This is a genomic window from Maricaulis salignorans (assembly GCF_900103475.1).
In the GTDB taxonomy this organism is placed as follows: Bacteria; Pseudomonadota; Alphaproteobacteria; order Caulobacterales; family Maricaulaceae; genus Maricaulis; species Maricaulis salignorans.
Genome location: NZ_FNHG01000006.1, coordinates 14,119 through 39,419, shown reverse-complemented (window position 1 = coordinate 39,419; position 25,301 = coordinate 14,119). Strand labels below are relative to the sequence as shown.

General features: G+C 63.2%; 21 protein-coding genes and 1 tRNA gene. 10 read left to right on the top strand and 12 right to left on the bottom strand.

Features of this window, described 5'->3' with window-relative positions:
• Positions 1-133 precede the first annotated feature (133 nt).
• Positions 134-208, top strand: a tRNA-Gly gene (locus BLT42_RS06725).
• Between the two features lie 460 nt (positions 209-668).
• Here the strand turns inward: BLT42_RS06725 and BLT42_RS06720 are convergent.
• Together BLT42_RS06720 and BLT42_RS06715 are read right to left on the bottom strand one after the other, a co-directional pair.
• Positions 669-1,055: a helix-turn-helix domain-containing protein gene (locus tag BLT42_RS06720; protein ID WP_091768793.1), complete on the bottom strand. Its 387-nt coding sequence runs from the start codon at positions 1,053-1,055 to the stop codon at positions 669-671.
• 10 nt (positions 1,056-1,065) lie between these two features.
• Positions 1,066-2,043 carry a LysR family transcriptional regulator gene (locus tag BLT42_RS06715; protein WP_176780285.1) on the bottom strand — a complete coding sequence of 326 codons (978 nt, stop codon included), beginning with the start codon at positions 2,041-2,043 and terminating at the stop codon, positions 1,066-1,068.
• A gap of 76 nt (positions 2,044-2,119) precedes the next feature.
• Here BLT42_RS06715 and BLT42_RS06710 point away from each other — a divergent pair, with 76 nt between their 5' ends.
• The 5 genes from BLT42_RS06710 to BLT42_RS06690 all read left to right on the top strand — a co-directional run bounded on the left by BLT42_RS06710 (position 2,120) and on the right by BLT42_RS06690 (position 9,462).
• The gene (locus BLT42_RS06710) at positions 2,120-2,758 is read left to right on the top strand and encodes a hypothetical protein (protein ID WP_091768787.1); all 639 of its coding nucleotides are present in this window, start codon (positions 2,120-2,122) and stop codon (positions 2,756-2,758) included.
• A complete protein-coding gene (locus BLT42_RS06705) occupies positions 2,755-3,351 on the top strand; it encodes a GNAT family N-acetyltransferase (RefSeq protein WP_091768784.1) in 597 nt (198 codons plus the stop codon). Before BLT42_RS06710 ends, BLT42_RS06705 begins: the two co-directional genes overlap by 4 nt.
• A complete protein-coding gene (locus BLT42_RS06700; protein ID WP_091768781.1) occupies positions 3,348-3,935 on the top strand; it encodes an isochorismatase family protein in 588 nt (195 codons plus the stop codon). The genes BLT42_RS06705 and BLT42_RS06700 overlap by 4 nt, the downstream gene beginning before the upstream one ends.
• On the top strand, positions 3,932-4,183 hold the full coding sequence (locus tag BLT42_RS06695; protein WP_091768778.1) for a hypothetical protein: 252 nt from the start codon (positions 3,932-3,934) through the stop codon (positions 4,181-4,183). The genes BLT42_RS06700 and BLT42_RS06695 overlap by 4 nt, the downstream gene beginning before the upstream one ends.
• Positions 4,184-4,536: 353 nt before the next feature.
• Positions 4,537-9,462 (top strand): NAD-glutamate dehydrogenase, encoded by a 4,926-nt coding sequence (locus BLT42_RS06690; RefSeq protein WP_091768774.1) that lies wholly within the window; start codon positions 4,537-4,539, stop codon positions 9,460-9,462.
• A gap of 74 nt (positions 9,463-9,536) precedes the next feature.
• On the opposite strand, the gene BLT42_RS06685 is transcribed toward BLT42_RS06690, so the two are convergent.
• From BLT42_RS06685 to BLT42_RS06660, 6 genes are all read right to left on the bottom strand, one after another.
• Positions 9,537-10,409 carry a dienelactone hydrolase family protein gene (locus tag BLT42_RS06685; protein WP_091768771.1) on the bottom strand — a complete coding sequence of 291 codons (873 nt, stop codon included), beginning with the start codon at positions 10,407-10,409 and terminating at the stop codon, positions 9,537-9,539.
• A 71-nt stretch (positions 10,410-10,480) separates the two neighbouring features.
• On the bottom strand, positions 10,481-12,076 hold the full coding sequence (gene purH / locus BLT42_RS06680) for a bifunctional phosphoribosylaminoimidazolecarboxamide formyltransferase/IMP cyclohydrolase (RefSeq protein WP_091768768.1): 1,596 nt from the start codon (positions 12,074-12,076) through the stop codon (positions 10,481-10,483).
• A 70-nt stretch (positions 12,077-12,146) separates the two neighbouring features.
• Positions 12,147-14,045 carry an SDR family NAD(P)-dependent oxidoreductase gene (locus tag BLT42_RS06675; RefSeq protein WP_091768765.1) on the bottom strand — a complete coding sequence of 633 codons (1,899 nt, stop codon included), beginning with the start codon at positions 14,043-14,045 and terminating at the stop codon, positions 12,147-12,149.
• Positions 14,042-15,817 carry a heparinase II/III family protein gene (locus BLT42_RS06670; RefSeq protein ID WP_091768762.1) on the bottom strand — a complete coding sequence of 592 codons (1,776 nt, stop codon included), beginning with the start codon at positions 15,815-15,817 and terminating at the stop codon, positions 14,042-14,044. Before BLT42_RS06670 ends, BLT42_RS06675 begins: the two co-directional genes overlap by 4 nt.
• A 5-nt stretch (positions 15,818-15,822) precedes the next feature.
• Positions 15,823-16,482, bottom strand: coding sequence for a ribulose-phosphate 3-epimerase (rpe, locus tag BLT42_RS06665; protein ID WP_091768759.1), 660 nt, complete (start codon positions 16,480-16,482; stop codon positions 15,823-15,825).
• 71 nt (positions 16,483-16,553) lie between these two features.
• On the bottom strand, positions 16,554-17,849 hold the full coding sequence (locus BLT42_RS06660) for an RsmB/NOP family class I SAM-dependent RNA methyltransferase (RefSeq protein ID WP_091768756.1): 1,296 nt from the start codon (positions 17,847-17,849) through the stop codon (positions 16,554-16,556).
• 107 nt (positions 17,850-17,956) lie between these two features.
• Here BLT42_RS06660 and BLT42_RS06655 point away from each other — a divergent pair, with 107 nt between their 5' ends.
• Positions 17,957-18,166, top strand: coding sequence for a DUF1674 domain-containing protein (locus BLT42_RS06655; protein ID WP_091768753.1), 210 nt, complete (start codon positions 17,957-17,959; stop codon positions 18,164-18,166).
• 137 nt (positions 18,167-18,303) lie between these two features.
• Entirely contained in the window at positions 18,304-18,996 is a 693-nt protein-coding gene (locus BLT42_RS06650) for a hypothetical protein (RefSeq protein ID WP_091768750.1), read from the top strand.
• A 15-nt stretch (positions 18,997-19,011) separates the two neighbouring features.
• On the opposite strand, the gene pyrF is transcribed toward BLT42_RS06650, so the two are convergent.
• The 4 genes from pyrF to glsA all read right to left on the bottom strand — a co-directional run bounded on the left by pyrF (position 19,012) and on the right by glsA (position 22,551).
• On the bottom strand, positions 19,012-19,725 hold the full coding sequence (pyrF, locus tag BLT42_RS06645) for an orotidine-5'-phosphate decarboxylase (protein ID WP_091768747.1): 714 nt from the start codon (positions 19,723-19,725) through the stop codon (positions 19,012-19,014).
• An 11-nt stretch (positions 19,726-19,736) separates the two neighbouring features.
• The gene (locus BLT42_RS06640; protein ID WP_091768744.1) at positions 19,737-20,363 is read right to left on the bottom strand and encodes a LysE family translocator; all 627 of its coding nucleotides are present in this window, start codon (positions 20,361-20,363) and stop codon (positions 19,737-19,739) included.
• A gap of 3 nt (positions 20,364-20,366) precedes the next feature.
• Positions 20,367-21,197, bottom strand: coding sequence for an SDR family NAD(P)-dependent oxidoreductase (locus tag BLT42_RS06635; protein WP_091768742.1), 831 nt, complete (start codon positions 21,195-21,197; stop codon positions 20,367-20,369).
• Between the two features lie 79 nt (positions 21,198-21,276).
• On the bottom strand, positions 21,277-22,551 hold the full coding sequence (glsA, locus tag BLT42_RS06630; protein ID WP_091768740.1) for a glutaminase A: 1,275 nt from the start codon (positions 22,549-22,551) through the stop codon (positions 21,277-21,279).
• A gap of 147 nt (positions 22,552-22,698) precedes the next feature.
• On the opposite strand from glsA, the gene BLT42_RS06625 reads away from it, so the two are divergent.
• Positions 22,699-23,931 carry an argininosuccinate synthase gene (locus tag BLT42_RS06625; protein ID WP_091768738.1) on the top strand — a complete coding sequence of 411 codons (1,233 nt, stop codon included), beginning with the start codon at positions 22,699-22,701 and terminating at the stop codon, positions 23,929-23,931.
• 201 nt (positions 23,932-24,132) lie between these two features.
• Positions 24,133-25,242, top strand: a complete 1,110-nt coding sequence (locus BLT42_RS06620; RefSeq protein WP_176780284.1) for a sensor histidine kinase — start codon at positions 24,133-24,135, stop codon at positions 25,240-25,242.
• Positions 25,243-25,301: the final 59 nt, after the last annotated feature.

Below are 25,301 nucleotides of genomic sequence, written 5' to 3'. Positions count from 1 at the left end.
CCGTGTCTTGAAGCCCGACTGGCGGGCCGGATCAAGTCCTTGTGCACCGCGACGGAATCTCCCTCTTGCAATCCGTCTTTGTTTGCGCGATATACCCCGCTCCCTGGCGGGGCTGGTCCCCGCATAGACATGAGCGGGCGTAGCTCAGGGGTAGAGCGTCACCTTGCCAAGGTGAATGTCGTGAGTTCGAATCTCATCGCCCGCTCCATTCTCTTCCAGATTTGTGATGAGTATGGTGTGACCAGCCGCCGCGACGCGGCGGGACGTGCGCGCGTGTTCGCGCCTGCCAGACCGCTTTCGCACATGTGCCGGCACGATAACCGGCCTGTATCGGGCAACTGATCCGTATCCGGTCCCAGGCGCGGCCTTCACGGCCGTCTCGGGAATCTCGTGGTCGCTGCCATGTCGAGCGTTGAGCCTGAGGCCCGGCCTGACCCATTCAGATGGAACCAGGGGTGCGAACCGGCGCGCGTATCGCGATCCGCGGATGCATTGGCCCGGTCCGTTGACGGTTCGGCAGATGAATTTCTGGATGATTTAGGTCGCACAAGAATTACCCCTCAGCATTGATTGGTTCAAGCTGAGGGGTTGATAAGGCGCGAGCAGGACCGGGCCCGGGCAATAGCGGGGCAGATCCGTTCATATAGCCGACAGATATCGGGCAGAAATCAGACTGAGAGTGATCTCAGCAGGTCGATGACCCGGCGGCGGACGGTCTGATCGCGGATTCCGGAGAATGCCGAAGCCAGAGCGAGACCGTCAGGGCTTGCGATGAAGTCGTAGAGCGTTTCGGAGTCAGGGCCCTTCAGCTCGGAAGCCCCTTCCGTATCCAGACCTTCGAAGAAGTAGGAAACGGGGACTTCCATGACGCGGGCGACATGAAACAGGCGGCTGGCGCCGATGCGGTTGGTGCCGCGCTCATACTTCTGAACTTGCTGAAAGGTCACACCAAGCTTTTCTCCAAGCTCGGATTGGCTCATCTCCAACAGGCTGCGCCGCAGGCGAAGGCGAGCACCGACGTGCTGGTCAATACTCGTTGGGCCTCTAGCACTCATAACAACCTCATTATCGTGGTTTTATAACTTCGATCTCGCAAAACTCACCGGGATGGCAGAATTCCTCACGAAACCAAGGGTAATCCTTAGGGTCAAAAATCTCGGCGATCCAGTCGCCAACACATTTTGTACGTCCGACGCGCTGGCTGCCTGGCAGGTATTTTAGCCAGAAACGCACGTCCTGCTTAACATCATAGTCCAGCACCACTAACTCGTCCGGATAGAGCGCAGCCAGATAGGTCGGCGCCATGGCGATTCCGCCGCCATGTCTGATAGTTTCCAAAAGGATGGAGCTAACATCTGTCCTGAATGCATAATTTATGTATGCATCGACCACTTCATTGCGGTTTTCCCAGAGTGCGAGGCCGCGATCATACTGTTCCAGCTTCAGGAAGCGCAGATTGAGCAGGTCATGGGTCGATTTTGGCACACCATAGGTATTGATGAATTCGCGTGAGGCGAACGGCATATAGTGCATGGAGCCCAGCGCCGAGGTCGGCGCATCCATATCCTTGTCGGGCGTGAACGTGATCGACAGGTCGGGCGCCGGGCCAATACCGGCATCGGCTCTGTGCATGTGCAGATTGATGCCCGGATTGACCCGCATGAAGCGCGGCGCGTGGCGCGCCAGCCAATAGGTCGACAGTCCGTCCGACGCATGCAGCGTCACATCCCCGGTGCTCGCTGTATCGGTACCCGAGATGCGCGATTCCAGTTGCTGCGCCGAGCGTTGCATGGTCCGCACATAGTCCAGTGCCGCTTCCCCGGCCTGGGTCAGCACGATACCGTCGGCGCGCCGATCGATCAGCTGGGCGCCGAGCCGGCTTTCCAGTTGCCGCATGCGCTTGCTGACGGTGGGCTGCTGGCACCCGAGCGCCGCAGCTGCGCCGCTCATTGATCCTGTCGTGGCGACAGCGTGAAAGATCTGGAGATCGTCCCAGTCAAACACGTTGCGACGCAGGCTGATGGCTGTTTGCTGACTATCCACTATTCCAACTTCGAAGAGGCCGCGTGCATGGCAGCGGTGTTAAGCCAATTGGGTCAGACCGAAACAGGAATGCCCGATGCGTAGTTCAGTCGATCAGCCTAGCCTATCCCGGTCCGGCGTTCAATTTCAGGACCAGCAACTCCATGCAGCTGTCGGGCCATATGGTTTCACGCAGGTTCACAAGCATCAGATCGACGAGTTCCACCAGCTCGCCGACGAGTTGATTGAGGGCGAGGTCGCCGGCCCGGAAGCGCTCTGGCAGGTCCAGGCCTGGACCGGGCGGGCGCTGCAGCTGCGTCGCAGGAATGGCAAGGCCAACGCCCTGCTCGCGTCGATCCCGCTGACCGAACAGGGTGTCGAGGCTCTGCTGGCTGGCCAGTTCGGCTTTGCCAATGCGAAACGCGAATGGGTGTGCGGGCCGTCTGAAGACGCCCACGCCCTGTTGTCCTGGGGCATGGCGGGACGCTCGCCGATGGATCAGGCCGCATCACTGCGCGGCCTGCTCGCCGTCTGGTTTGGCGTCTATTGCGATATCCGCGTCTATGCCCGCGCCCGATCGGTGCCGGGTGAAAAGCTTATGTCCCGGCTCGGATTCGTGCCGCTGGGCCGTCCCGATGGCACGACACTGCTGTTTGGCAGTACGGGCTTTCCTCATCGAATCGCCGAGAAACTGGCGCTTCGCAACCAGAAAACCTCAGAGGAGCACTACGCATGAATGCGGAGAGCCGAGACCGGTTGCGCGTGACAGTGGCGCGCAGCTTCGACCATGTTGTCATGGCGATGACCCTGCGGGGTGTTACCTATCTGGGTGAGCAGCGCGCGCCCTATAACGAAGAATATGACGGCAATGACCTGGTCGCGGCATCGCACCTGATTGCCTGGCGTGGCAGTGAGCCGGTCGGTGTCCTGCGGCTGCGCTGGTTTGCCGATTTCGCCAAGGTGGAGCGGGCGGCGGTGTTGCCGACCTTCCGCCGCCATGGCGTGATGCGGGCCCTTATGCAGGAAGCCCTGCGCTACAGCGCCCGCCGTGGATACCGCCAGGTGCTCGGCCATGCCCAGCTCAACCGGGTCGCCTATTGGCGCTCGCACGGTTTCCGGGTTCGTCCGGGGCGGCCGAGCTTCATGTTCTCCGACTATGAATATGTCGAGATCGAGCATCCGCTCGAGCGTCCGGCCAATGCCATCACCATGGACTCCGATCCGCTGGCCATTATCCGTCCGGATGGTGACTGGGATCGACCCGGACCCTTTGACCGGTCCCTGCGGCGGGCGCCGCGCAAGCAGCGCCGCCCGGAGGAGCTCGCATGACCCGGTATTTGCCAACACTCGTTCTGCTCGATTGCCAGCGTGAATCGCTTGATCCGGGCGAGGGCGAGGATGATGGCAGCAATGTCGCCGTCGCGGACCGCATCCGGCGGTTATTGACCTCAGCGCGCCTGTCTGGCTGGCCCGTCCTTCATTGCCAGTATCAAAGCAACCGTCCGGCGATCAATTGCGGCCTCACGGTTCCCGGGGCACCGATTGACGGCCTGCGGCCACTCTCTCGCGAAGCCGTCTTCATCCGCACCGGCCTGTCGGCCTATTCGGATCCTGATTTCGGCCGCATGGTCCGCCACCATGCCGGTCCGCCGTGCTTTCTGGTCGGGTTTTCGGCGCCGTTTTCGCTGATGGCGACCATGTTTGATGCCGTTGCGCGCGGGCAGCAGCTGACTGTCATTCCCGAAGCGGTCGGTGGCCGGGCTGTCGGGCTGCGTTCGGCCTCCAGTGTCCGCGACATCTCCTTCGACCTGATTGACCGCCTCAGCAGCACAATGCCGCTGGATGAAGTTGTGGAGACCTGGCTGCGCTCTCCCACAGCCCCAACCCTGAAAACGATTGGAATTGGCAGATGACCCAGAAATCACTCGCCCAATTTTTCCCGGACATCCAACAGGCGGATAATGACCGCGATCGCCTGCAGGTGGCCGATCTGGTGCTGGCTTTCGTCGAGACCGAATTGCGGGCTCTTGAAAGCAATGATGACGATCTGACCTATCTCGTCGAAGTGCTGCGTTGCGGCGTCCGGCGCGCCATGGATGATGATGAATCCTCTGCCGCGCGGCACATGCTGGTCGCCGGGTCGTCCGGTCGGCCCCACTAGCGCCGGCCTCGCTCGCAGATCTGTGATGCATTGGGGGGTTGGAATACGGTTGGCCCCTCCCCATGTCTTTGCTGGCGGTGGCTTTCATGCCCCGCCGGTAAATGCCCTGGAGACGTTTTCCCCCAAACGCCTCCAGCGAACGACCAGGCCTCTAACGTGCGTCCCCCCAGCCTGCCGAATGAGGTCTGTCAGGCACCGTCGGGCCCCCTGTCCCTGCCCGGCGGTGCCGCATTCTCTGACCCACCCCAATTGGAATAGCGCAATTGCGTTTTCAGCGGCATCGCCGGGTTGCACCGGGGGCAAACAGGTCTAGGCTCAGGTTTGGATCAACCTGAGCTGAGGAGCGCCGTATCATGGGGGCGGTCGTCGGAATCGCGCATGCCTACACGCGTGCGGAATTCATGGAAGCGGCCCGACGCCGCTGGCAAGATCAATTCGGAGCGGAGTGCGGCGAAACCGGCAACGCTTTCTTTGCGCAAATCTTTGACGATGCCTTGTCGGATGACCTGGAACGGGTCTCCGTGGAGGATATCGCCGCGCTTAGCGTCGAGTTCTGGGCATTCGGAGACCGGCGCGTCGGCGACGACATCCTGGTCCGTATGCGCACGGCAACCCGCGCTGACGGTGTCGATCTCGGCCGTGATGTCCTTGAAATCATCGGGAATGACCGGCCCTTCATCGTCGATTCGGTGATGGGCGAGATCGGTGCCCAGGGGCATGACGTGGTCGCCATGTTCCACCCGATCGTCCAGGTCCGGCGCGATGCCGAAGGCCGCCGCACGACCGAAGGTGGCCGCTGCACGGCCGAATCCATGATCCAGGTGCATTTGCCCGAGCTCGACGAGCTGTCCCGGCGCACGCTGATCGAGGGTGTCACCGCGACGCTCGACGATGTTCGTGTCACCGTCGAGGACTGGTCCGACATGCGCGCCCAGATGGATGAGTCGATTGCTCATCTGCAACAGGCGAAAACCCTGGCCTCACCCGAGGAAATCGCCGAGTCGCTGGAATTTCTGCGCTGGCTGCGCGATGATCACTTCGCCTTCCTTGGCTGCCGCATCTATGATTTCGACGTCAGCGAAGACGGTTCGATGGCCGATCGCCATCCGCGCGTCCGGCTGGATTCCGGGCGTGGCGTGCTGCGCGATCCGGAGCGCCACGTTCTGCGCAAGGGTTCCGAGCCGGCCGTCCTGACCCCGGCGATCGAAACCTTTCTGCGCGAGCCCACGCCGATCATTGTCGCCAAGGGCAATATGAAATCGCGCGTCCATCGTCGCGTCTACATGGATTATATCGGCGTCAAACGGTATCGCGAAGACGGTGCCGTGATCGGCGAATCCCGTTTTGTCGGCCTGTTTACCGCCGAAGCCTATGACCAGAGCGCTTCCCTGGTGCCGCTCATCCGCCGCAAGGTGCGGCGCGTTCTTGAGCGCGCCGGCAAGGCGCCGGGTACGCATAATGCCAAGAAACTGCGCAATACGGTCGAGAATTTCCCGCGCGACGAGCTCTTCCAGACCGACGAGAATGACCTGCTGGAAATCTGCCTCGGCATCCTGCACCTGCATGACCGGCCGCGCACCAAGCTCTTCATTCGCCGTGACCAGTTCGACCGTTTCGTCTCGGCCCTGCTCTTCGTGCCGCGCGACCGCTATAATTCGCAAGTCCGCGAGCAGGCGGGCGAGCTGATCCGCGAAGCCTTTGGCGGACGTCTGTCTGCCTATTACCCGCAATTCGGTGACAGTTCGCTGGCGCGGGTCCACTTCATCATCGGGCTCAACCCTTTCGATCACCCCGAGCCGGATATCGCCGAGCTCGAGCGGCGCGTGACGCGGCTGTCGCGGACCTGGGAAGACGATCTGGAAACCCATGTCCGGCGAACAGCGTCGGAAGCGATCCGCCTGCGCATGCCGGCCTATCAGGATGCCTTCAAGGCCGGGTATCGCGAGCTCTATGATTCCAGCGAAGCGCTGGCCGATGTCATGAAACTGGAATCACTCGATTCCAGCGACAAGGTTGCGGTCCGCGTCTATCGCGAAGCCGATGATGAACAGACTGAATTGCGTCTCAAAATCTATCGTGTCGGCAAGCCGGTCTCGCTGTCCCGGGTCATGCCCGTGCTGGAAAACCTCGGCGTTTACGTCGTCCAGGAAACCGGTTTCCCCGTTGACCGCCGCGGCCGCAATGGCGAGTTGGTTGACCGGGCTTATGTCCATGATTTCGAAATCCGCTCCGACGCGCTCAAGCATCAATCCCTGGAAGAACTGGGTCCAAAGCTCGAGGATGCCCTGCTCGCCATGGCCGAGGGCCGTGCCGAGGATGACGGCTTCAATCGCCTGATCGTCGAAATCGGCGTGACCTGGCGCGAGGCAGCTTTCCTGCGTACCTGTGCGCGCTATCGCCAGCAAACCGGTCTCGATCCGTCGCAGGCAATCCAGGAAGAGGCGCTCGCCGCCTATCCCGATATTGCACGCGGCCTGCTCGAACTGGCCCGGGTCAAGTTCGACCCGGGATTTGACGGCGAACACAAGGCCCGGATTGAGGCGGCCAATGAGGTCGGTCAGCAAATCCTGACCCAGCTCGATGCCGTTCGCAGTCTCGACCATGACCGCGCCCTGCGGCGCATGTTCGCCCTCATCCAGGCGACGCTGCGAACCAATTTCTATCAAGCTGATGCTGCGGGCGAGGTGAAGCCGCGGATTTCGATCAAGATCGACAGCGCTTCGCTGGTCGATCTGCCGCTGCCCAAGCCCTATCGCGAGATCTTTGTCTGGTCGCCGGATGTCGAGGGCATTCACTTGCGTTTCGGCCCGGTCGCCCGTGGCGGCCTGCGCTGGTCAGACCGGCGTGATGATTTCCGCACCGAAGTGCTCGGCCTGGTCAAGGCGCAGCAGGTCAAGAATGCTGTTATCGTGCCGGTCGGATCGAAGGGTGGATTCTATCCAAAAACCCTGCCGCGCGACGGTTCGCGCGACGAGATTTTCGAAGCCGGCCGTGAAGCCTACAAGACCTTCATCCGTGGCCTGCTCGATGTCACCGACAATATTGTCGATGATGTCGTGGTTCATCCTCAATCGACCGTGTGCTGGGACGATGATGACCCGTATCTGGTTGTCGCCGCCGACAAGGGAACGGCGACTTTCTCCGACACCGCCAATGGCATGGCAACCGACGAGTTCGATTTCTGGCTCGGTGATGCGTTCGCCTCGGGTGGATCAGCCGGTTATGATCACAAAAAGATGGGGATCACCGCGCGCGGTGCCTGGGAATCGGTCAAACGCCATTTCCGGGAACTGAACAAGGATATCCAGAGCGAGCCCTTCACCGTCATCGGTGTTGGCGACATGTCCGGCGATGTGTTCGGCAATGGCATGCTGTTGTCGAAACAGATCCGCCTGCTCGCGGCCTTCGACCACCGCGATATCTTCATCGATCCCGATCCGGGTGATTGCGAGCAGATGTGGAATGAGCGCAAGCGCTTGTTCGACCTGCCCCGCAGCTCCTGGCAGGACTATGACAAATCACTGATTTCCAGCGGCGGCGGTATTTTCTCGCGGGCCGAAAAATCCCTGCCCCTGTCCGACGAAATCCGGGCCCTGACCGGGCTGACAACGCCCACGGCCAGCCCGGCGGAACTCATTCACGCCCTGCTCAAATCCGAGGCTGAACTGCTGTGGTTTGGTGGTATCGGCACCTATGTCAAAGCCAGCCATCAACAGCATGGCGAGGTCGGCGACAAGACGAATGAAGGCGTTCGCGTCAATGCAGCCGACCTGAAGGTCAAGGTCATCGGCGAAGGTGCCAATCTGGGCACAACCCAGGCAGCGCGGATTGAATACAGCCGCCTCGGCGGCCGGGCCAATGCCGATTTCGTCGACAATTCAGCCGGCGTCGACAGTTCGGATCACGAGGTCAATATCAAGATCCTGGTTCGGCCCATGGTGCGCAGTGGCGCGATGAGCCTGGCGGATCGCGATGTGTTGCTGGAATCGATGACAGACGACGTCGCCGATCATGTCCTCAAACACAATTATGATCAGACCCTGGCTCTCTCCATGGCCGAGCATTCCAGTATCGCTGATCTGGATGCCCATGAGCGTTTCATGGCGCGGCTGGAAAGCGTCGGGCAGCTCAATCGCGAGGTTGAGGGCCTGCCAAATCTGGAAGCGATGCGCAGTCTGAAGGAGCGCGGCCTGGGACTCACCCGTCCCGAACTGGCTGTGTTGATTTCCTACGCGAAAATCACCCTGTTCGATCAGCTGGTCGCATCGGATGTGCCCGATGATCCGCACTTCCATTCCATGCTGGTCAACTACTTCCCCAAGGGGCTCCACAGCTATACCGACGCCATGGAGGGTCACCGGCTGAAACGGGAGATCATCTCCACCGTTCTCGCCAATGAAATGATCAATCTGGGTGGACCGACCTTTATTCACCGGGCGATCGATTCAACGGCGGCCGCCGTGCCGGCCATCGCCCATGCCTTTGAGGTCGGACGCCAGATTTTCCGCTTCAGCGAACTCTCGACAGAAATCAATCGTCTCGACAACGAGGCTCCGGCCTCGGTGCAGATTGAGCTGCATGGGGAAATCATCCGGCTCTTGCGGCGCCAGGCCTATTGGCTGGTCCGGCGCAATCGCGGACGCGCGGCGTCGACCCTGGAGAACATAGGCACGGTAATCGGTAATTATCAGGCCGGCGTCCAGGAATTGCGTTCCATGGCGCACGAGATCATCTCCGATCACGAGCGCAAGGGTGTCCGGGCTCGCAAGCAGAAGTTTGTCGCTGCCGGCGCTCCGGCAGCCCTGGCCAAGGCCGTCGCCGAATTGCGGCCCCTGACTTCATCGACCGATGTGATAGACATGGCCGTGGCAAGTGACTGGCCGCTCGCTTCGACCGCCTATATCTATCATGCGATCGGTGCCCGTTTCCGCTTCGACCGTTTGCGCGGTCTGGGCCAGGAAGTGTCCTCCGAACTGCACTGGGACCGCTTGGCCGTGCGCCGCCTGATGGAAGACCTCTATGCCAGCCAGCAGACGCTGGCCGCTTCGGCCATGCGCTTTGCTGCCCAGGCCGGGGGATCTCTGGCCAGTGGCGTCGAAAGCCCGTCGCGGGAATGGGCGGACTCGCTGGTCGAGGCCTGGAATACGGTCAATGGCGATGAAGCCGATCGGGTTGACCTGGTTCAGCGCCAGCTTGATGAGTCGGGATCATGGACCCTGTCCAAGCTCTCGATCGCATCGACCCAGCTTGGCGAAATGGCGTCAGTGGCCCAGCCCTGACATAGGATCGTTTCAAGCCTACCGGGTATGGGGTTCGACAGGGTCGAACCCCTGCCAGGCTCGCTGAACGCGACCTAGGGCGCGAGTTCGAGGCTGAGGGTTTCCAGCCAGTCGCTGCGCGCCTGTTCGGCCGCATCAAGATCGAAATTGATCCGGGGATCCGGCGGCGGATTCGGCTCGTCAAACGCGTGAGTCAAGCCCGACCAGACCTGGACATCGACCCGATGACCGGCCGTTTCGGAGCGCTCGAACAGGCGTTCGCAATCGCCCGGTGGCGCAATCATGTCATTCTCCGCCAGGATCGCGTGCAGCGGAATTTCGCGGGCATATTCACGCCCATTGCTGCGCATGGGAAAGCCGCAATAGGGATAGAGGGTCATTGCTGTGCGGACGCCGGCCAGATCGGGAACCGGACCCGTGCTGTGCTCCAGCGCCTCCGGGGCGACATTGCGACCCGCATCATCGAGCGCTTCGAGCACCGTCCAGCCCCCATGGCTCCAGCCGATCAGGGCCAGGCGCGAGGCGTCGATACGGCTGTCCTCACGGGCGATGTGGAGCCCGGCAAAGACGTCGGCAGCGCGCTCACGGCCCCATAGGCGCAGGCCGGTGCAGACCTGGCTCATCGCGGCAAAGCGGTCGATCCCGCGCGCCGCATTCGATCCGATGATCAGCACGCCATATCCGGCATCCAGGGCGGAGCGGGCATAGTCTTCCTGCACCTGTCGCAGGCCGCCGCAACCGTGAAACATCAGAACCGCGGGAACCGGGCCCGTCGCGGTTTCGGGAATCCGGACATCGGTAAACGGCCGGATCAGGTCGGCCTGTTCTTCCAGCGTGCGCTGGGGCACGCCAAAACCGCTCGCATTGGAGCTGGCAGAGGCTCCCAGTCCGGTTGCGGCGATGGCCAGGGCGGCGGGAATGGCGCGGAGCAAAAAATTGAACATCATGGCGCCAATGTGCCGCTGCGACCGGCCGCGTCAATGTTTAGTTGATTCACATTGACCCGGGCGGGCCCGCATCAATGGCGGAAGTGGCGCATTCCGGTGAAGACCATGGCCAGACCGGCTTCGTCAGCGGCGGCGATGACTTCATCATCGCGGATGGAACCGCCCGGCTGAATGATCGCCGTCGCGCCAGCCTCGATAGCGGCCTTCAGGCCGTCGGCGAAGGGGAAAAAGGCGTCCGACGCACAGACCGAGCCCTGGGTGTGCGGGCCGTCCCACTCATTCTCGACTGCCGTCGCCTCGGCCTTGCTCAACGCCAGGCGTGCGGCTTCGAGCCGGCTGGTCTGACCCATGCCGATGCCGGCGGTCGCGCCGCCACGGACATAGACGATCGCGTTGGATTTGACGTGTTTGACCACTTTCCAGGCGAAGAGGAGGTCGGTGAGCTCCTGTTCGGTCGGGGCCCGTTTGGTAACCGTTTTCAGCTCGCTGGGGAGGACGCGACCCGTGTCGCGCTCCTGGACCAGCAGTCCGCCAGCCACCGTCTTGACCAGCCAGCCGGTCTGGTCGGGATCCGGCAGCGCGCCCGTCAGGAGCACGCGCAAATTCGGCTTGGCGGACAGGATTGCGAGGGCGTCCTCATCAGCATCCGGCGCGACGACCACTTCGGTGAAGATCCGCACCACTTCATTGGCGGTTTCTGCGTCGAGCTTGCGATTCATCGCCACGATACCGCCAAAGGCTGACACCGGGTCGGCGGTCAGCGCGTTCTCATAGGCGGTGGTCAGCTTGTCGTGCAGCGCGACGCCGCAAGGATTGGCGTGTTTGACGATCACGACCGCGGCCGTGCTTTCCGGATCAAACTCGGCGGCCAGCTCAAAGGCGGCATCGGCATCGGCGAGATTGTTGAAGCTCAGCGCCTTGCCCTGCATCTGACGGGCGGTCGTGATGCCGGGCCGGATTTCCGACGTACGGTAGAGCGCCGCGGCCTGATGCGGGTTTTCGCCATAGCGCAGCGGTTGCAGCAGATGGCCGCCAAAGGCGCGATAGCTCGGCGTCGGGATGTCGAGGGAATCGGCAAACCAGTTGGAGATTGCGGCGTCATAGGCTGCCGTGCGGCCATAGGATTTCGCCGCCAGCCGCTTGCGCAGATCCAGCGATGTCGACCCGGCCTGCGCTTCGATCGCGTCGAGGACTTCGTCGAGGTCTTCGCCATCGACACAGACGGCAACCCAGGCATGATTCTTGGCCGCAGCCCGGATCATGGCGGGCCCGCCGATATCGATATTCTCGACACAGGTCGCGTATTCGGCGCCCTTCGCGACGGTATCCTCGAACGGGTAGAGATTGACATAGAGCAGGTCGATTGCCGGGATGGCGTGCTGTGCCATGTCCGTGACGTCCTGTTCGTTATTGCGGCGGCCCAACAATCCGCCATGGACCCGCGGGTGCAGGGTCTTGAGGCGGCCATCCATCATTTCGGGAAAGGCGGTGACCTCGGCGACATCCAGAGCCGCGATGCCGGCATCGTGCAGCGCCTTGAGCGTGCCGCCGGTTGAGAGGATTTCGACATCCGCCGCCGCCAGGCGCTGTGCCCGTTCGATCAGGCCGGTCTTGTCCGACACGGATATCAGGGCGCGTCGAAGCGGAACTAGATCCAGATCGGGCATGGGCGGGGCTCCATTCATTCGCAATCAATTGGGTTGGTCGCGGAGGTAGCATGACGGTCGGACATGTCAATCAGATCGGCGCGGCCGGGCTGAGACCACACACTTGCTTCAGGGCCAGCTTCACCGCCTCGACATCCTGGGTTTCAGCCGCCGAGAGCAGGGTGGCCAGCCGGGACTCGATCTCGCGGGGATCGGTGCAGGGACCATCGACGAGCCAGACGCCTGGAATCGTGGTGTCCTGAGTATGTTCAAAGGGATAGACCAGGCTTTCATGCCGTTTCTCGCCGGGCCTGAGGCCAACGACGGACAGCGTGCCGGGCGCGTCCGGATCGCGGCCGCGCAGACGCAGTAACTGGCGGGCGAGGCGCAGGATCGAGACCGGTTCGCCCATGTCGAAAACATAGAGCGCACCATTCAATGATGGATTGGCTGCTGTCTGTGCCGCTGCCGACAAGACCAGGCCGGACGCTTCCTCGACCGTCATGAAATACCGTGTGGCTTCCGGATCGGTGACCGTGATGGCGCGGCCCAGCTCGATCTGACGTTCGAATAGCGGAACGACAGACCCGGTTGATCCAAGGACATTGCCGAAACGGACAACACAGATCCGCGTCGCGCTGCCGGGGACAGCCGCTGACTGGGCAAAAAGCTCGGCGGCGCGTTTGGTGGCGCCCATGATATTGGTCGGTTCGACCGCCTTGTCGGTTGAGATCAGGGCCACAACCTGTGCCCCGTGCTGGACCGCGGCCTGGATGGTCTGGATCGTTCCGAGCACATTGGTGCGCACCGCTTCGCCGGGATTGCGCTCGCTCATCGGTACGTGTTTCAGCGCCGCCGCGTGCAGGACGACGTCTGGTTTTTCTTCCGAGAAAACCTGCTCCAGCCGCACCGCATCGCGGACATCGCCGAGCACGGCACGCCAGGCCACCTGGGGCGAGCGGGTGGCGAATTCCAGGTCGATTTCGTAGAGATTGGCTTCCGAGGAATCGAGCAGGATCAGCTTTTCCGGGCCAAGATTGGCCGCAAGCCGGGCCAACTCCGACCCAATCGTGCCGCCCGCACCGGTGACCAGAACGCGCTTGCCCTCGATCAACGGGCGCGCCGGCTCCAGGTCCGGCGCCCGCGGTGGCCGGTTCAACAGGTCGGCAGCTTCGACCGGCGAAAAGGCGCCGGGCCCCTCTGCCGGGCGCGCTCGGGAAAGCTTGGCGCCCGAGCGAGCCGCGATCCGGACCAGCGCGTTGACCAGTTCAACATCCGTATGTGTTCCCGCCAGCACCAGGCGCGGCGGCAGTTTCTCGGCTTCCGACAGGCGTTTGAGGGCGGCCGGCAGAACGTCCAGTCCTCCGAGTACCGGGACGCCATGAATGGCGCGGCCGGCGAGGGCGAGATTGGGCTCGATCAGGCCTTTTGGCCGGAAAGGGGCCGAACCATTGCGCCGCGCCAGGTCGCGCAGGGCAGTGTCGAGGTCTTCCTCAGTGCCGACCAGAATGGCGGCCGGCTTGCTGCGATCCTCAAATTGCAGCACCGATTGCAGCCCGCGGGTGCGCCAGGAGGCGACGATCAGCCGCGAGCCGAGCATCAGGCCGATCAGGATCGGGATTTCGATCAACTGGCTGGTCCGCGGGAAACCATCGAGCCGGTTGATCAGGAAGAGGATGGGCAGGAAGACCAGATTGGCGATGATGATCGCCATCAGGATGCGGGCCGCATCATTGAGCGCGGTATAGCGCCACAATCCACGATGCAGGCCATGGACCGGGAAAACCACCGCGCAGGCGAGCGCAAATACGGCCACCGATTGCAGCATGATGGAGTCGGGCGGCGGGGTGCCCTCGAACAGGTAGCGGATATGGATCGCCGCCCACATCGAGGCTGCGCCAGCCCCGAGGTCAAACAGGGCGACCCAGATCATCGTCATCTTGCTGCCCGTTGATACGGGCGCCGGCGCGTCGGGGCGTGGTGTACTCATGGATATTCCCCCGCAGCGCCGCCAATACGGCCGAGGCGCTGAAACGCCCACCGTACACGATTTGGTGGCCGGTCGCCTGCCCCGAACGGTTCTGCTTCGCCCTGCACGACAATCTGGGTCGCGCGCTGGGGTGGGGCGCCGGCCGCGAGATAGACGGAGCGCTCGAGACGGATCGGCTCGCCATCACACCGGAAACGCCACCCCGCTCCGGACGGCTGCACCAGCAGAACGCTCATCGAGTCCCGTGCCAGTGAGGCGCGGACGCCGGGGTGGAGATGGAAGCGGATCGCAAAACGCCAGCGGACCTCGACATCATCGGGCGCCCCGTCATCAATCGGGCGGAACAGGGCGTCCTCGCCGCGGACATCGCCACCATCGGCCGCCAGGAAGATCCGGCGCCGGTGCGAGAGCCCGTATTCTTCGCGATAACCCTCATGGCCGCCCTCGAGCCAAACGCCGAGTTCCTCTTCATTGCGCCGCGCCGTGACCGGACCGGGCGAGGTTGCGAGCCGGGGTCCGAGCAGTGAACGCTGCCAGCCGGGCGACAACAGCCGCGCCGAAGAGGTCTCTTCCAGGGTCAGGGTCGAGTGGGCCGCCGTCGCCCGGACAGCTTCACGCCAATTGGCGGGTTGATCATCGGCCCAGCCACAATTGACGACGAGGCGGCCGCTGGCCGTGCACAATTCGAAGGCCAGCGCGGATGCGTGGGCCTCGACACTCAGCGCGCCGCGCGGCGGTTCGCCGACATCGAGCAGGACTGTGGCACCGCCGGCATGGGCACGCTGATAGCCGGAATGGGGCGCGAATCCGAATGTGCGCGACTTGATGTCTCCGCGTTCGAGCACTGCCGCCAAGGCCGCCCGGTCACCCTCGCCGCCGCCATGGAAGCTTGCCAGCCCGCCATCTACGGTCTGGAAGAAACGCGCCATCGGCGCCAGCCGCTCGACGGCGCGCTGCAGCGAGGCGGGCAATTCTGTCTCGAGTCCGGCCGCGACATCGCGCACGGTGACCAGGTCAATCAGCGCTTCGGCCACGGCGCGCGGCGCGCGGGACAAATGTCCGCCATCAGGCAGGATCTGGCGGTCGATCTCATGGCTATAGGCTGCGATCGCCGCCTTCAGCATTGCAGCCTCGCCCGGCAGGCACAGACCGGCCAGGGTCAAGGCCGCAGCGCAACGCAGCCGGATGATCCCATCCGGTGCCAGAGGCAGGGCGCGTTGCAGATAGCGCGTCTGGCGCACAAGGCAGCGCAGCCGTGCAGCGTGACGCCGGATTGCGTCCTCGTTGTCGCCACCGGGCACCGCAAACAGCAATTCGCCGCTGCGTAACCAGTTCATCAACCGGGATGACAAGACGTCCTGTGACCAGGCGAAGCTGTTCCAGCGGCCAAAGCCCTGGATCCAGGCATCGACGAGTCGGCGCGCTTCATCGCCCGACGTTTCGGCGGCGGCACAATCGCGCAACCACCCGAAACCGTGCAGGCTGCAGGCGAAGGCGCGAGATGGCGTCGAGCGTGACCAGATGCCCGCCTTGCCGGAGTCGGCGTCGAGCTGGTCGCCGGCCAGGTCAAACCGGCCCTCCAGAATTTCGGCACCGCGCCCGGTATGGCCCGAATAGAAGTCCGCCGGATAGGCGCACAGGGTTTCAGGGATCGGACCGAGTGCGCGCATCGAGCGCAGCAGGCCGATGGCGTTGACGGTCGAGGAGGCCTCGCGCCTCAGTGCCTGGATGGCGGCAATCGGATAGTCAGACAGACGGACAGCGCCAGCCATTGCCGCTACCCACGCAACGCTTGGATATTCTGCCGGTACAGGTCGGGGCCGCCCCTGAAGACGGCAGAGCCGGCGACGAGCGCGCTGGCGCCTGCATTGATACAGGCACTGGCATTACCCGGCGTGACACCGCCATCGACTTCGATAATCGTCGACAGGCCGCGCCGCTCAACCTGTTCGCGCAGGGTTTCGATCTTGCGCAACTGGCTGTCGATGAAGCTCTGGCCACCAAAACCGGGATTGACGCTCATCACCAGCACCAGATCGAGCTCGTCGAGCACATAATCGATCATGTCAGGCGAGGAAGACGGGTTGAGCGCGGCACCGGCCTTGGCGCCGCGCGCCTTGATCGCCTGGACGGTGCGGTGGAAATGCGGACCTGCTTCCGGGTGTGCCGTGATGATATTGGCGCCCGCTTCAATGAAGGCGTCGATATAGGGGTCGACAGGCGTGATCATCAAATGAACGTCGAACGGCTTGTCGCTATGCGGCCGCAGCGCCTTGATGACGCCGGGCCCGATCGTCAGATTGGGCACGAAATGCCCGTCCATCACATCGATATGGATCCAGTCAGCGCCGGCCGCGTCGATCGCGCGAACCTCGTCGCCGAGCCGGGCGAAATCCGCCGACAGGATGGATGGTGAAATGTAAACCGGAGCGCCCATGACAGATCGGATAACAGTGCTGTAGCACACGTGCAAGACACGCCCGCCGATCACGCTGAAACAGTGCCCAATCAGGCGCGCTTGGAAAAGCGGGCGATGAAGAATCCATCCATGCCGCCATGGCTGCGCCAGACCGCGGGTGTGACCCGCATGAATCCGCCCTTGGTGACCGATTCGGCCAGGTCGGTCAGCTCGGTCCGGGTGATGGCGAACGGTGCCAGGCTTTCATAATTCGAGATCGTATTGGCCAGCGCCTCGCCCTCCTGGGGCTGAAGCGAACAGGTGCATACGATCAGGCGCCCGCCCGGCTTGATCATCCGGATTGCCGATTTGATCAGCTCGAACTGGAGCGATTGCAGCTTGGCGACGTCTTCGGGACGCTTGATCCAGGCGCCTTCCGGATGGCGGCGCAGTGTGCCGGTCGCGGTGCAGGGCGCATCGAGCAAAACCGCATCGACGCGATTATCGGGGCGCCAGGTGCGGCCATCATCGACCACCAGCTCGGCTTCCAGTCCGGTGCGCTGCAGGTTTTCACTGACCCGCTTCATGCGTTGCTCGGACACGTCGACGGCGATGACCTTGGCGCCCATGGCAGCCAGCTGCATCGTCTTGCCACCAGGCGCGGCGCAGAGATCAACGATCGTTTCACCGGGCTTGACCCGAAGAAGCTGGGCGGGAAGTGCGGCAGCGGCATCCTGGGCCCACCAGGCCCCTTCGGCGAAGCCCGGCAAGGTGGTCAGATCGGTGATGCTGGCGCGGCGCAATGTGCCATTCGGCAGAATGGTGGCGCCCAGTTCGGCGGCCCAGTGTTCGCGCTCGGACGGAATTTTGACCGTCAGATCAAGCGGCGGGGTTTCCAGCAGGGCATTGGCGATCTTGCTGAGCTGGCCGGGCCCATAGGCGGTGCGCCAGCTCTGGACCAGCCATTCCGGCAGGTTTTCCTGCGGTGCGGTCGCGCCGGCAATCGCCCCGCCCTCGCGGTCGACCTTGCGCAGGACGGCATTGACCAGACCTTTGAGGCGGCGGGATTTATCGTCTTCATCGGCCAGCGAGACGGCCGAGGAGACGGCAGCGTGTGGCGGAACACCCATCCACAGCAATTGCGCGGCACCGGTCAGCAATATGGCCTGGATCGGGGCGGCGTTTTCCTCGATCGGTCTGGCGAGGAATTTGTTCAGGACCAGCCGGGTCTGACCGAGGCGGCGAAAGGTCGTCGAGACAATCGCGCGGGCAAAACCGCGGTCACGATCACTCATTGCCGCAAAGCCGGGATCGCGATGCAGGGCGGATTCAATCGTTTTGTGCTGTTTGAGCACAAGCGAATAGGCCCGGGCAGCCACCCGGCGGGGATCTAGTCCATCACTCATGCGCGCCAGCTAGCACGGCGGCCGGGCCACGTCTAATAGTCCCGGCGGCCCGGCTCGCTTGCAGTTCCGTGCTTGGCGCGGCCTTCCCGGCGCTGTAACGGATAGGGATGCAAGATGCCCCGGAAAATCCCGCCACCGCCCCGGCCCCTGACAAACAGCTGACACCTGCGGCGCAGCGCGCCCTGGCTGAAGCGAAGGCAAGGCAGGCCGCGATTGATGCAGCGGCGAACGGCCCGGCCGAAACCGGTGGCCCGAAAGGCCTTGAGCCGACCCGGTTCGGTGATTGGGAGCGCAAGGGCATGGCCAGCGATTTCTAAGCCCGACGCAAGGCCCTGCCCGGCGACGGATCGGGACAAAGCAGTCACCTACCCCTGACAGCCGCTATTGGATGCGCCGATTCGCCTGCCGGGTGCGCTCGCTTTGAGCGCTGCACGGTCCGGGCTAGTGTGCCGGAATGAAACGCTTGCTCGCCTTGATGCTGGCGGTCGCCGCGGCCACACCGGTCGCGCTCGCCCAGCCACAAACGGAGCCCCGCCTTGCCGGGGGCCCGGAGCGCATCTGCAGCGCTGCCGAGATTCGCCAGGCGCTGGATGGCAGTTATACCGGTTCGCCTTGCCGGTTCACGGAAATGCCGGATGGGCTGGAAGCGGTGCCTGCGGGAGCGGTTGCGCTGCGCGCGGGGAATCGCCCGGCCATGACCGCGCCAACCGTCTCGCTTCAATCTGCATCTCACAGCCAGCCTGTCCTGGCCCGGCCCGCGCAGGTATCGCCCGAGCAGGTCTGGCCCGTAAGTTACAGCGCAAACATGCCCAACACCCAGCCTCCGGCGGTGTCGCAGCGTTATCAGGGCGCGACCGTCACTACGTCACAGCAGCCTGTTCCGGCCTCCGGTCGCTCGGTGCACCAGCGCGCCCCCCAGGCCGAAACCGTGCGACTGGGCGATGATTTCTTCGTCGGTACTCTGGTGGGCGGTGTCGAGCGGCCCTTCGCGCCGGTTTACAGCTATCGCGGCGTGATCCTCATCGCGGCGGATGGCCGGGTCCGCGCCGGCCATGCCGGCCTCGGGCATCGCGCCCGGCAAGTGCGGGCGCTCGATCACCGCACAGCCCCTGTGCCGCATGTCGCCCCGCGCCGCGCCTACCCCTGACAGGCTGAATGCAAGTCAGGCCGTTGCGGGTTGCGGCGCTGCTGCGGCCATTTCAGCGATGATGGCGCGCGCTGCGGCGGCCGGATCGGTCGCGGCATTGATCGGCCGCCCGATCACCAGATGGGTCGAGCCATCGTGCAGGGCCGATCCCGGCGTGGCGACGCGTTTCTGATCATCGGCTGCGGCGCCCGCAGGTCGTATACCGGGCGTGACGATGAGAAAATCGCCGCCAAATTTCTGGCGAATCCCGGCGGCCTCATGGGCGCTGGCAACGATGCCATCGACGCCGGCTTCCAGGCTCTGCTCGACCCGGCGCATGACCAGATCGCGTGCGCCGAAGGCATAGCCCATTTCCGTGAGCATCTCGTCGTCATAGCAAGTCATTACGGTGACGCCGAGGATTTTGAGACCGCTATCGCCGCGGCCCGCGACGGCGGCGCGCATCACGGCCGGTTCAGCGTGGACCGTCAGCAGGTCGGCGCCCGTGTCGGCGAGGCTTCGGGTGGCTTTCTCGACCGTTGCCGGGATGTCGTGCAGCTTGTAATCGAGGAAAACCTGCTTGCCGGCCTGTTTCAGGCGGGTGCTCAGTTCCATGCCGCCAATCGGGATGAGTTGCAGCCCGATCTTGTAGAAATTGACGGTATCGCCGAGCGCTTCGATAAGCGCCCATGCGTCGGAGACAGTCGGCTTATCGAGCGCGACGATCAGGCGGGGATCAGCTTGTAACATAAGCCGCAGGTCTAGTCGGTATTGCTGCTGAAGATCAAGCGCAAACCGAGTGCGCCAAACGCCGTCGCGGCCAGACCGTTCAAGGCCCGGCGCAGGGTCAGCGAACGGGCCAGTCGGGCCTGCGCCGCACCGGCCGCCAGCGCGACCGCGACCAGGACCATCGTCCCCATCGCGAAAAACATCCCGCCGAGCATCAACATCTGGATCCAGACCGGGCCCAGCTCGGCATTGGTGAATTGCGGCAGGAAGGCGAGGAAGAACAGTCCGACCTTGGGATTGAGCAGATTGGTCATCAGGCCGCGCAGGAAGGCCTGCGAAGCCGAGGCCGATGCGCGGGCATGCGGCGCGGCGTCAAGCGAGCGTATTGTTTGCCAGGCCAGCCACAGCAGATAAATGGCGCCGCCATAGCGGACCACCGCGAGCGCATGTTCGGAGGCTGTCAGCAGGGCCGCCAATCCGATCGCCGCCGCCACGGTCCAGATCGCGCCGCCGGTGATGATACCGGCCACTGCACCCAGCCCGGCACGCAGCCCGCGCGAGGCGGTGGTCGCGAGCGTAAAGGCCATGTCCGGTCCGGGCGTCAGCGCGAGCGCCAGACCGCCGGCGAGAAAAAGCGGCAACAGGGTGAGATCGAGCATGGATCAGTCGCCGGCGGCCGGGCTTGCCGGCTCGACCTCGCCGCGACGGACGCTGCCCGTGCTGCGCTCCATCATCCACATCGAGGCCGGTGTCGGCAGGACCTGGTTGAGGCCGGTGAGAAATTTATACCACAGGCCCGGAACGCTGATCGGCTGATTGCGCTGGACGGCATTATAGCCGGCCTCGGCAACCTGTTCGGCGGTCAGCCACCAATAGGACGGCATTTTCGACACCAGGTCGCGCGTTTCATTGACGTCGTGGAATTCGGAATAGGTGAAGCCCGGGCACAGGGCTGTGGCGTGGATGCCGTATTCCTTGCCTTCAAAATGGAGTGACTGGCTGAACTTGATCAGCGCCGACTTCACCGCAGCGTAAAGCGTGTGGCCCTTCGATCCGGGCATCAGGCCGGCGACGGAGGCGACATTGAGAATCCGGCCATAGCCGCGCGCCTGCATGCCCGGCATCACCCGGTGCACGAGCTCGGCATAACTGCCCAGCATCAGTTGCAGGAAGTCGGCCTGCTGTTTCCAGCTGGTCTGGGTATAGGTTCCGGGGAGGCCGAAACCGGCATTATTGACCAGGCCGTCAATCTGGCGGCCCTCGGCCTCAACGGCGTCAATGACCTTCTTCGGGGCGCTGGCCTTGGACAGATCGGCCGCGATCACCAGGCTGTCGACGCCGTACTGGGCCTTGATTTCCTCAGCCAGGGCTTCGAGCCGGTCCTTGCGCCGCGCGGTCAGGGCGAGGTCCCAGCCATTGGCGGCAAATTCGCGCGCCAGCGCCTTGCCAATGCCCGAGGAGGCGCCGGTAATCAGAACAAGATGACGTCGCATGGGAAATTCTCCGGGGGGCAGGAAACAGGGCTGGTGACAGGGCACAAAGTGGGAAGTGGCGCGGGGAAAGTCCAGCGCGCTATTGTGGCCCGTCCGTTGTCCCCGCGAAAATGTGAAACGGAAAGGCTTCGACCAGGCGGCGCGAGAATTCGAGCCCGCGGACCGGATTGCCGAGCCGGTCGAGGGGTGGGCTCCAAAGCCCGATACCGCAAACTCCGGGTACGACGAGCATCAACCCTCCCGAGACACCCGATTTCGCTGGCAGGCCGACAACAAAGGCAAACTCGCCGGAAAAATCATACATGCCGCAGGTCAGCATCAGGGACAGCGTATTGCGAACCGTGGCCGGCTCCGCGATACGGTGGCCGGTCAGCGGGCAAACGCCACCATTGGCCAGTGTCGCGGCTGCCACTGACAGGGCGCGGCAATCGAGGGAGATGGCACAACTACGGAAATAGAGGTCGAGGGCGCGATCGACGATGCTCCCCTCGGGGAAGACATCATGGCTCTCCATCAGCTTCGCCAGGGCGAAATTGCGTTCGGCCGTGCCCCTTTCCGAATTATAGACGGCTTCGTCAAAACTGCAGGCCTGGCTGCCAATGGCCGAGCTCCAGAAGCGCATCAGCATGTCGAAGCGCTCGGCAACCGGGCGTCCGGGGCGGATCATGGCGCTGCACATGATGGCACCGGAATTGATCATCGGATTGTGCGGGCGATTATCCCGGTTGAGGGTCAATTCATTGAAGCCCTGACCCGAGGGTTCGCGGCCGACATGCTCATGCACGAAACGCTCGCCATTCAGGCCCAGGGCGAGGGCGTAATTGAGCGGCTTCATCACTGATTGCAGACAGAAGGGGGTTTCCGCGTCGCCCAGCGCCATCCGCTGACCGTCAATACTGCAGACCGCGAGACCGAAACTGTCGGGATCCTGCTTCGCCAGTTCGGGAATATAGCTGGCGACCTCGCCGCCCGTGGCGGCCTGGGCATGGGCGTAGATATTGGCAATCCGGTTTTCGAAGACAGGAAAATTCTCGATCGCCAGATCGCCGTCGAGAATCTGTAGCAGGAAGCGGCCAATATCCGGGGTCAGCCCGGCTTTGATTGCTTCGGCGTCGAGTGCGATACCGCTGTCGAGAAAGCGGCGGGCGTCGGCCAGCCGCGGCATGTCAATATCGATGCCGGAGAGCAACAGCCGCTGCCGCAAGTCTGTGGCGGTGGCGAGGCCTTCGTCCCGGGCGCAGCGCAGGAGACGCGCCAGCAATTCGCGTGTTGTCGCAGCGTCGGGCCGGTCGTGCTCGAAACGGGCACGGCGGCCGGAAAAACCGGAAAAAGCTGAAACAGGGCGTGTGACCATGGCGGTAGATTGCGGTGGATCGGCGGCCTGTCCAGTGGTGAATACGCAATATCTGCTGCTGCAAGACGAAATATCCGGCCGGACCACTTGCGCACAAAGGGCGGGAGCGCTACGCGGGCTGCACACAATGCGAAGGGATAAGCGGCCATGAAGACTCCAGCCAAAGTGAAGAAGATCGTTCTTGCCTATTCCGGCGGGCTCGACACATCCGTGATCCTGAAATGGCTCCAGGATGAGTATGATGCTGAAGTCGTCACCTTCACCGCCGATCTCGGCCAGGGCGAGGAGCTGGAACCGGCGCGGCGCAAGGCCCAGGCCGCCGGCGTCTCGGAAATCTTCATCGATGATTTGCGCGAGGAGTTTGTCCGCGATTTCGTTTTCCCGATGGTGCGCGCCAATGCGATCTATGAAGGCCTGTATCTGCTCGGCACTTCGATTGCGCGGCCGCTGATTTCCAAACGCCTGGTCGAGATCGCCCACGAGACTGGCGCCGATGCCGTCGCTCACGGCGCCACGGGCAAGGGGAATGACCAGGTTCGTTTCGAGCTGGGCGTCTACGCCCTCGACCCGGATTTGCGGGTTATCGCGCCCTGGCGCGAATGGGACCTCAACTCGCGCACCAAGCTGATCGCCTATGCCGAAGAGCACGGGATTGAAGTCGCCAAGGACAAGCGCGGCGAGGCGCCCTTCTCGGTTGACGCCAATCTCTGGCACACCTCCTCGGAAGGCAAGATGCTCGAGGATCCCGCCGAGGAAGCCTCCGAACTGGTCTACCAGCGCACTGTCCGGCCGGAAGATGCGCCCGATGTGCCTGAATATGTCACCATTTCCTTCAAGCGCGGCGATGCCTGCGCCATTGACGGCAAGGCGATGAGCCCGGCCACCCTGCTGACCCGGCTCAATGAACTCGGCGGCAAGCACGGCATCGGTCGGCTCGACCTGGTCGAGAACCGCTTCGTTGGCATGAAGTCCCGCGGCGTCTACGAGACCCCGGGCGGGACGATCCTGATGTCGGCCCACCGTGGTATCGAGCAGATCACCCTCGATCGCGGTGCGGCCCACCTCAAGGACGAGCTGATGCCGCGCTATGCCAAGCTTCTCTATGAAGGCTTCTGGTTCTCGCCGGAGCGCGAAATGCTGCAGGCGGCGATCGATTCCAGCCAGGAATATGTCACCGGCGATGTCCGGCTCAAGCTCTACAAGGGCTCGGTCAATGTCGTCGGGCGCAGTTCCGATCACTCGCTCTACTCGCAAGCGCACGTCACTTTCGAAGAGGACGAAGTCTATGACCAGAAGGATGCGGCCGGCTTCATTCGCCTGAATGCACTTCGGCTTCAGTTGCTCGCGCGGCGCAAGCGCCGGTTGGGCCGCAATGATTGAGGATAAGCGCGTTCTCGCACCGGCCAACCGAGTCAAGCGCACGTATCTTTAATTCATCGGGCCAGTTAACGCTTTACAGACAGCACGATACGAGTGATTTTGCGCCGCCGGTTTGACCGGGGTGTCATCATGCGACGCCCCTGGACGGGTGATAGACTGCCCCGTGGCTCATCTGTAGGGCCGCGCATGAGTGAGAACTTCATGCTGTCAACGGCTGTCCAAGATGTCTTTGTAATCCTCGTGCTGGCTTTAACGCTGTTCGTGATGGCGAGGAATTTGCGGGCTATCAGCTTCGCGGGAATCTCGCGTGAACTCGGCCTGATTGCAGTCGGGATGGCGATCTGGGGCGGATACCACCTCCTTCATCTCGTGTTCCTGATGGCTGGACCGGTCTTGGTCGGCGAGGGACAATCTGTCCAGATCGGCACGGTCCTGGAGACCTGGGTCCGCTGGGCCTGTGAAACGGTCGCGACGATATTGTTCCTGTTGGGGGTGGTGCAACTCACCTGGCGATTTGGCCGCTTGATGGAAAGCCTGGAGCAATCAACATCGGCGCTTGAGCATGAGCACCATGTGCGCACGACGCTCGAGAATGAGCTCAAGACCGCGGTGGAGAGCCAGCGGGAGTCCAGCCAGCATGAATCGGAATTCCTGCTGGGGCTGAGCCATGAATTGCGGACACCGCTCAACGGGATTATCGGGCTGGGCAGCCTGCTTGGAAACACCGAGCTTGATCCGGCGCAACGCAAACTGCTCGCCACGATGGAGCAATCCGCCCAGACGATGCTGGCGCGGGTTGGTGTCGTGATCGACCTGTCGCGGTTGAGGTCAGACCAGGTTGAAGTGCGCAATCTGGTCTTCTCACCGGCTGAGCTCGTCAAATCGATTGAGGCCCTGTTTGCGCCGTCCGCGCGTGACAAGGGTCTGGTGTTTGCCACCGAGATCTCCGCCGCAGCGACGAAGCAGGTTATCGGTGACAGCCGGTTGACGCGGCAGCTGCTTTCAACGCTCGCCTCGCTGGTGATCAAATACAGCCCGCCCGGCACCATTCGCGGCCTGATCGATGTCGAGGAAGAAGGCGAGGGACTCGCCTGGGTGAAGTTCACGGCGGTCGCAGGGGAATTACATTTTCCACCCGAGGTAATCGAACGGGTGCGTGCCGAGTTCGGCAGTATGCGCGGTGATGGTGGCATCGGCTTGGCGATCTGCTGGCGTCTGGCCACCTTGATGGACGGCACGCTGGAGATCGACAGTCAGGCTGACACCGGCACAGTGATCACTGTGTGTCTGCCGATGCGACGGGAAGTCTAGCCGGCGTCCGTTTCCTTTAGGGCTGGATGCGTCCCCGGCACCGCTCTATGCTCCGTGCG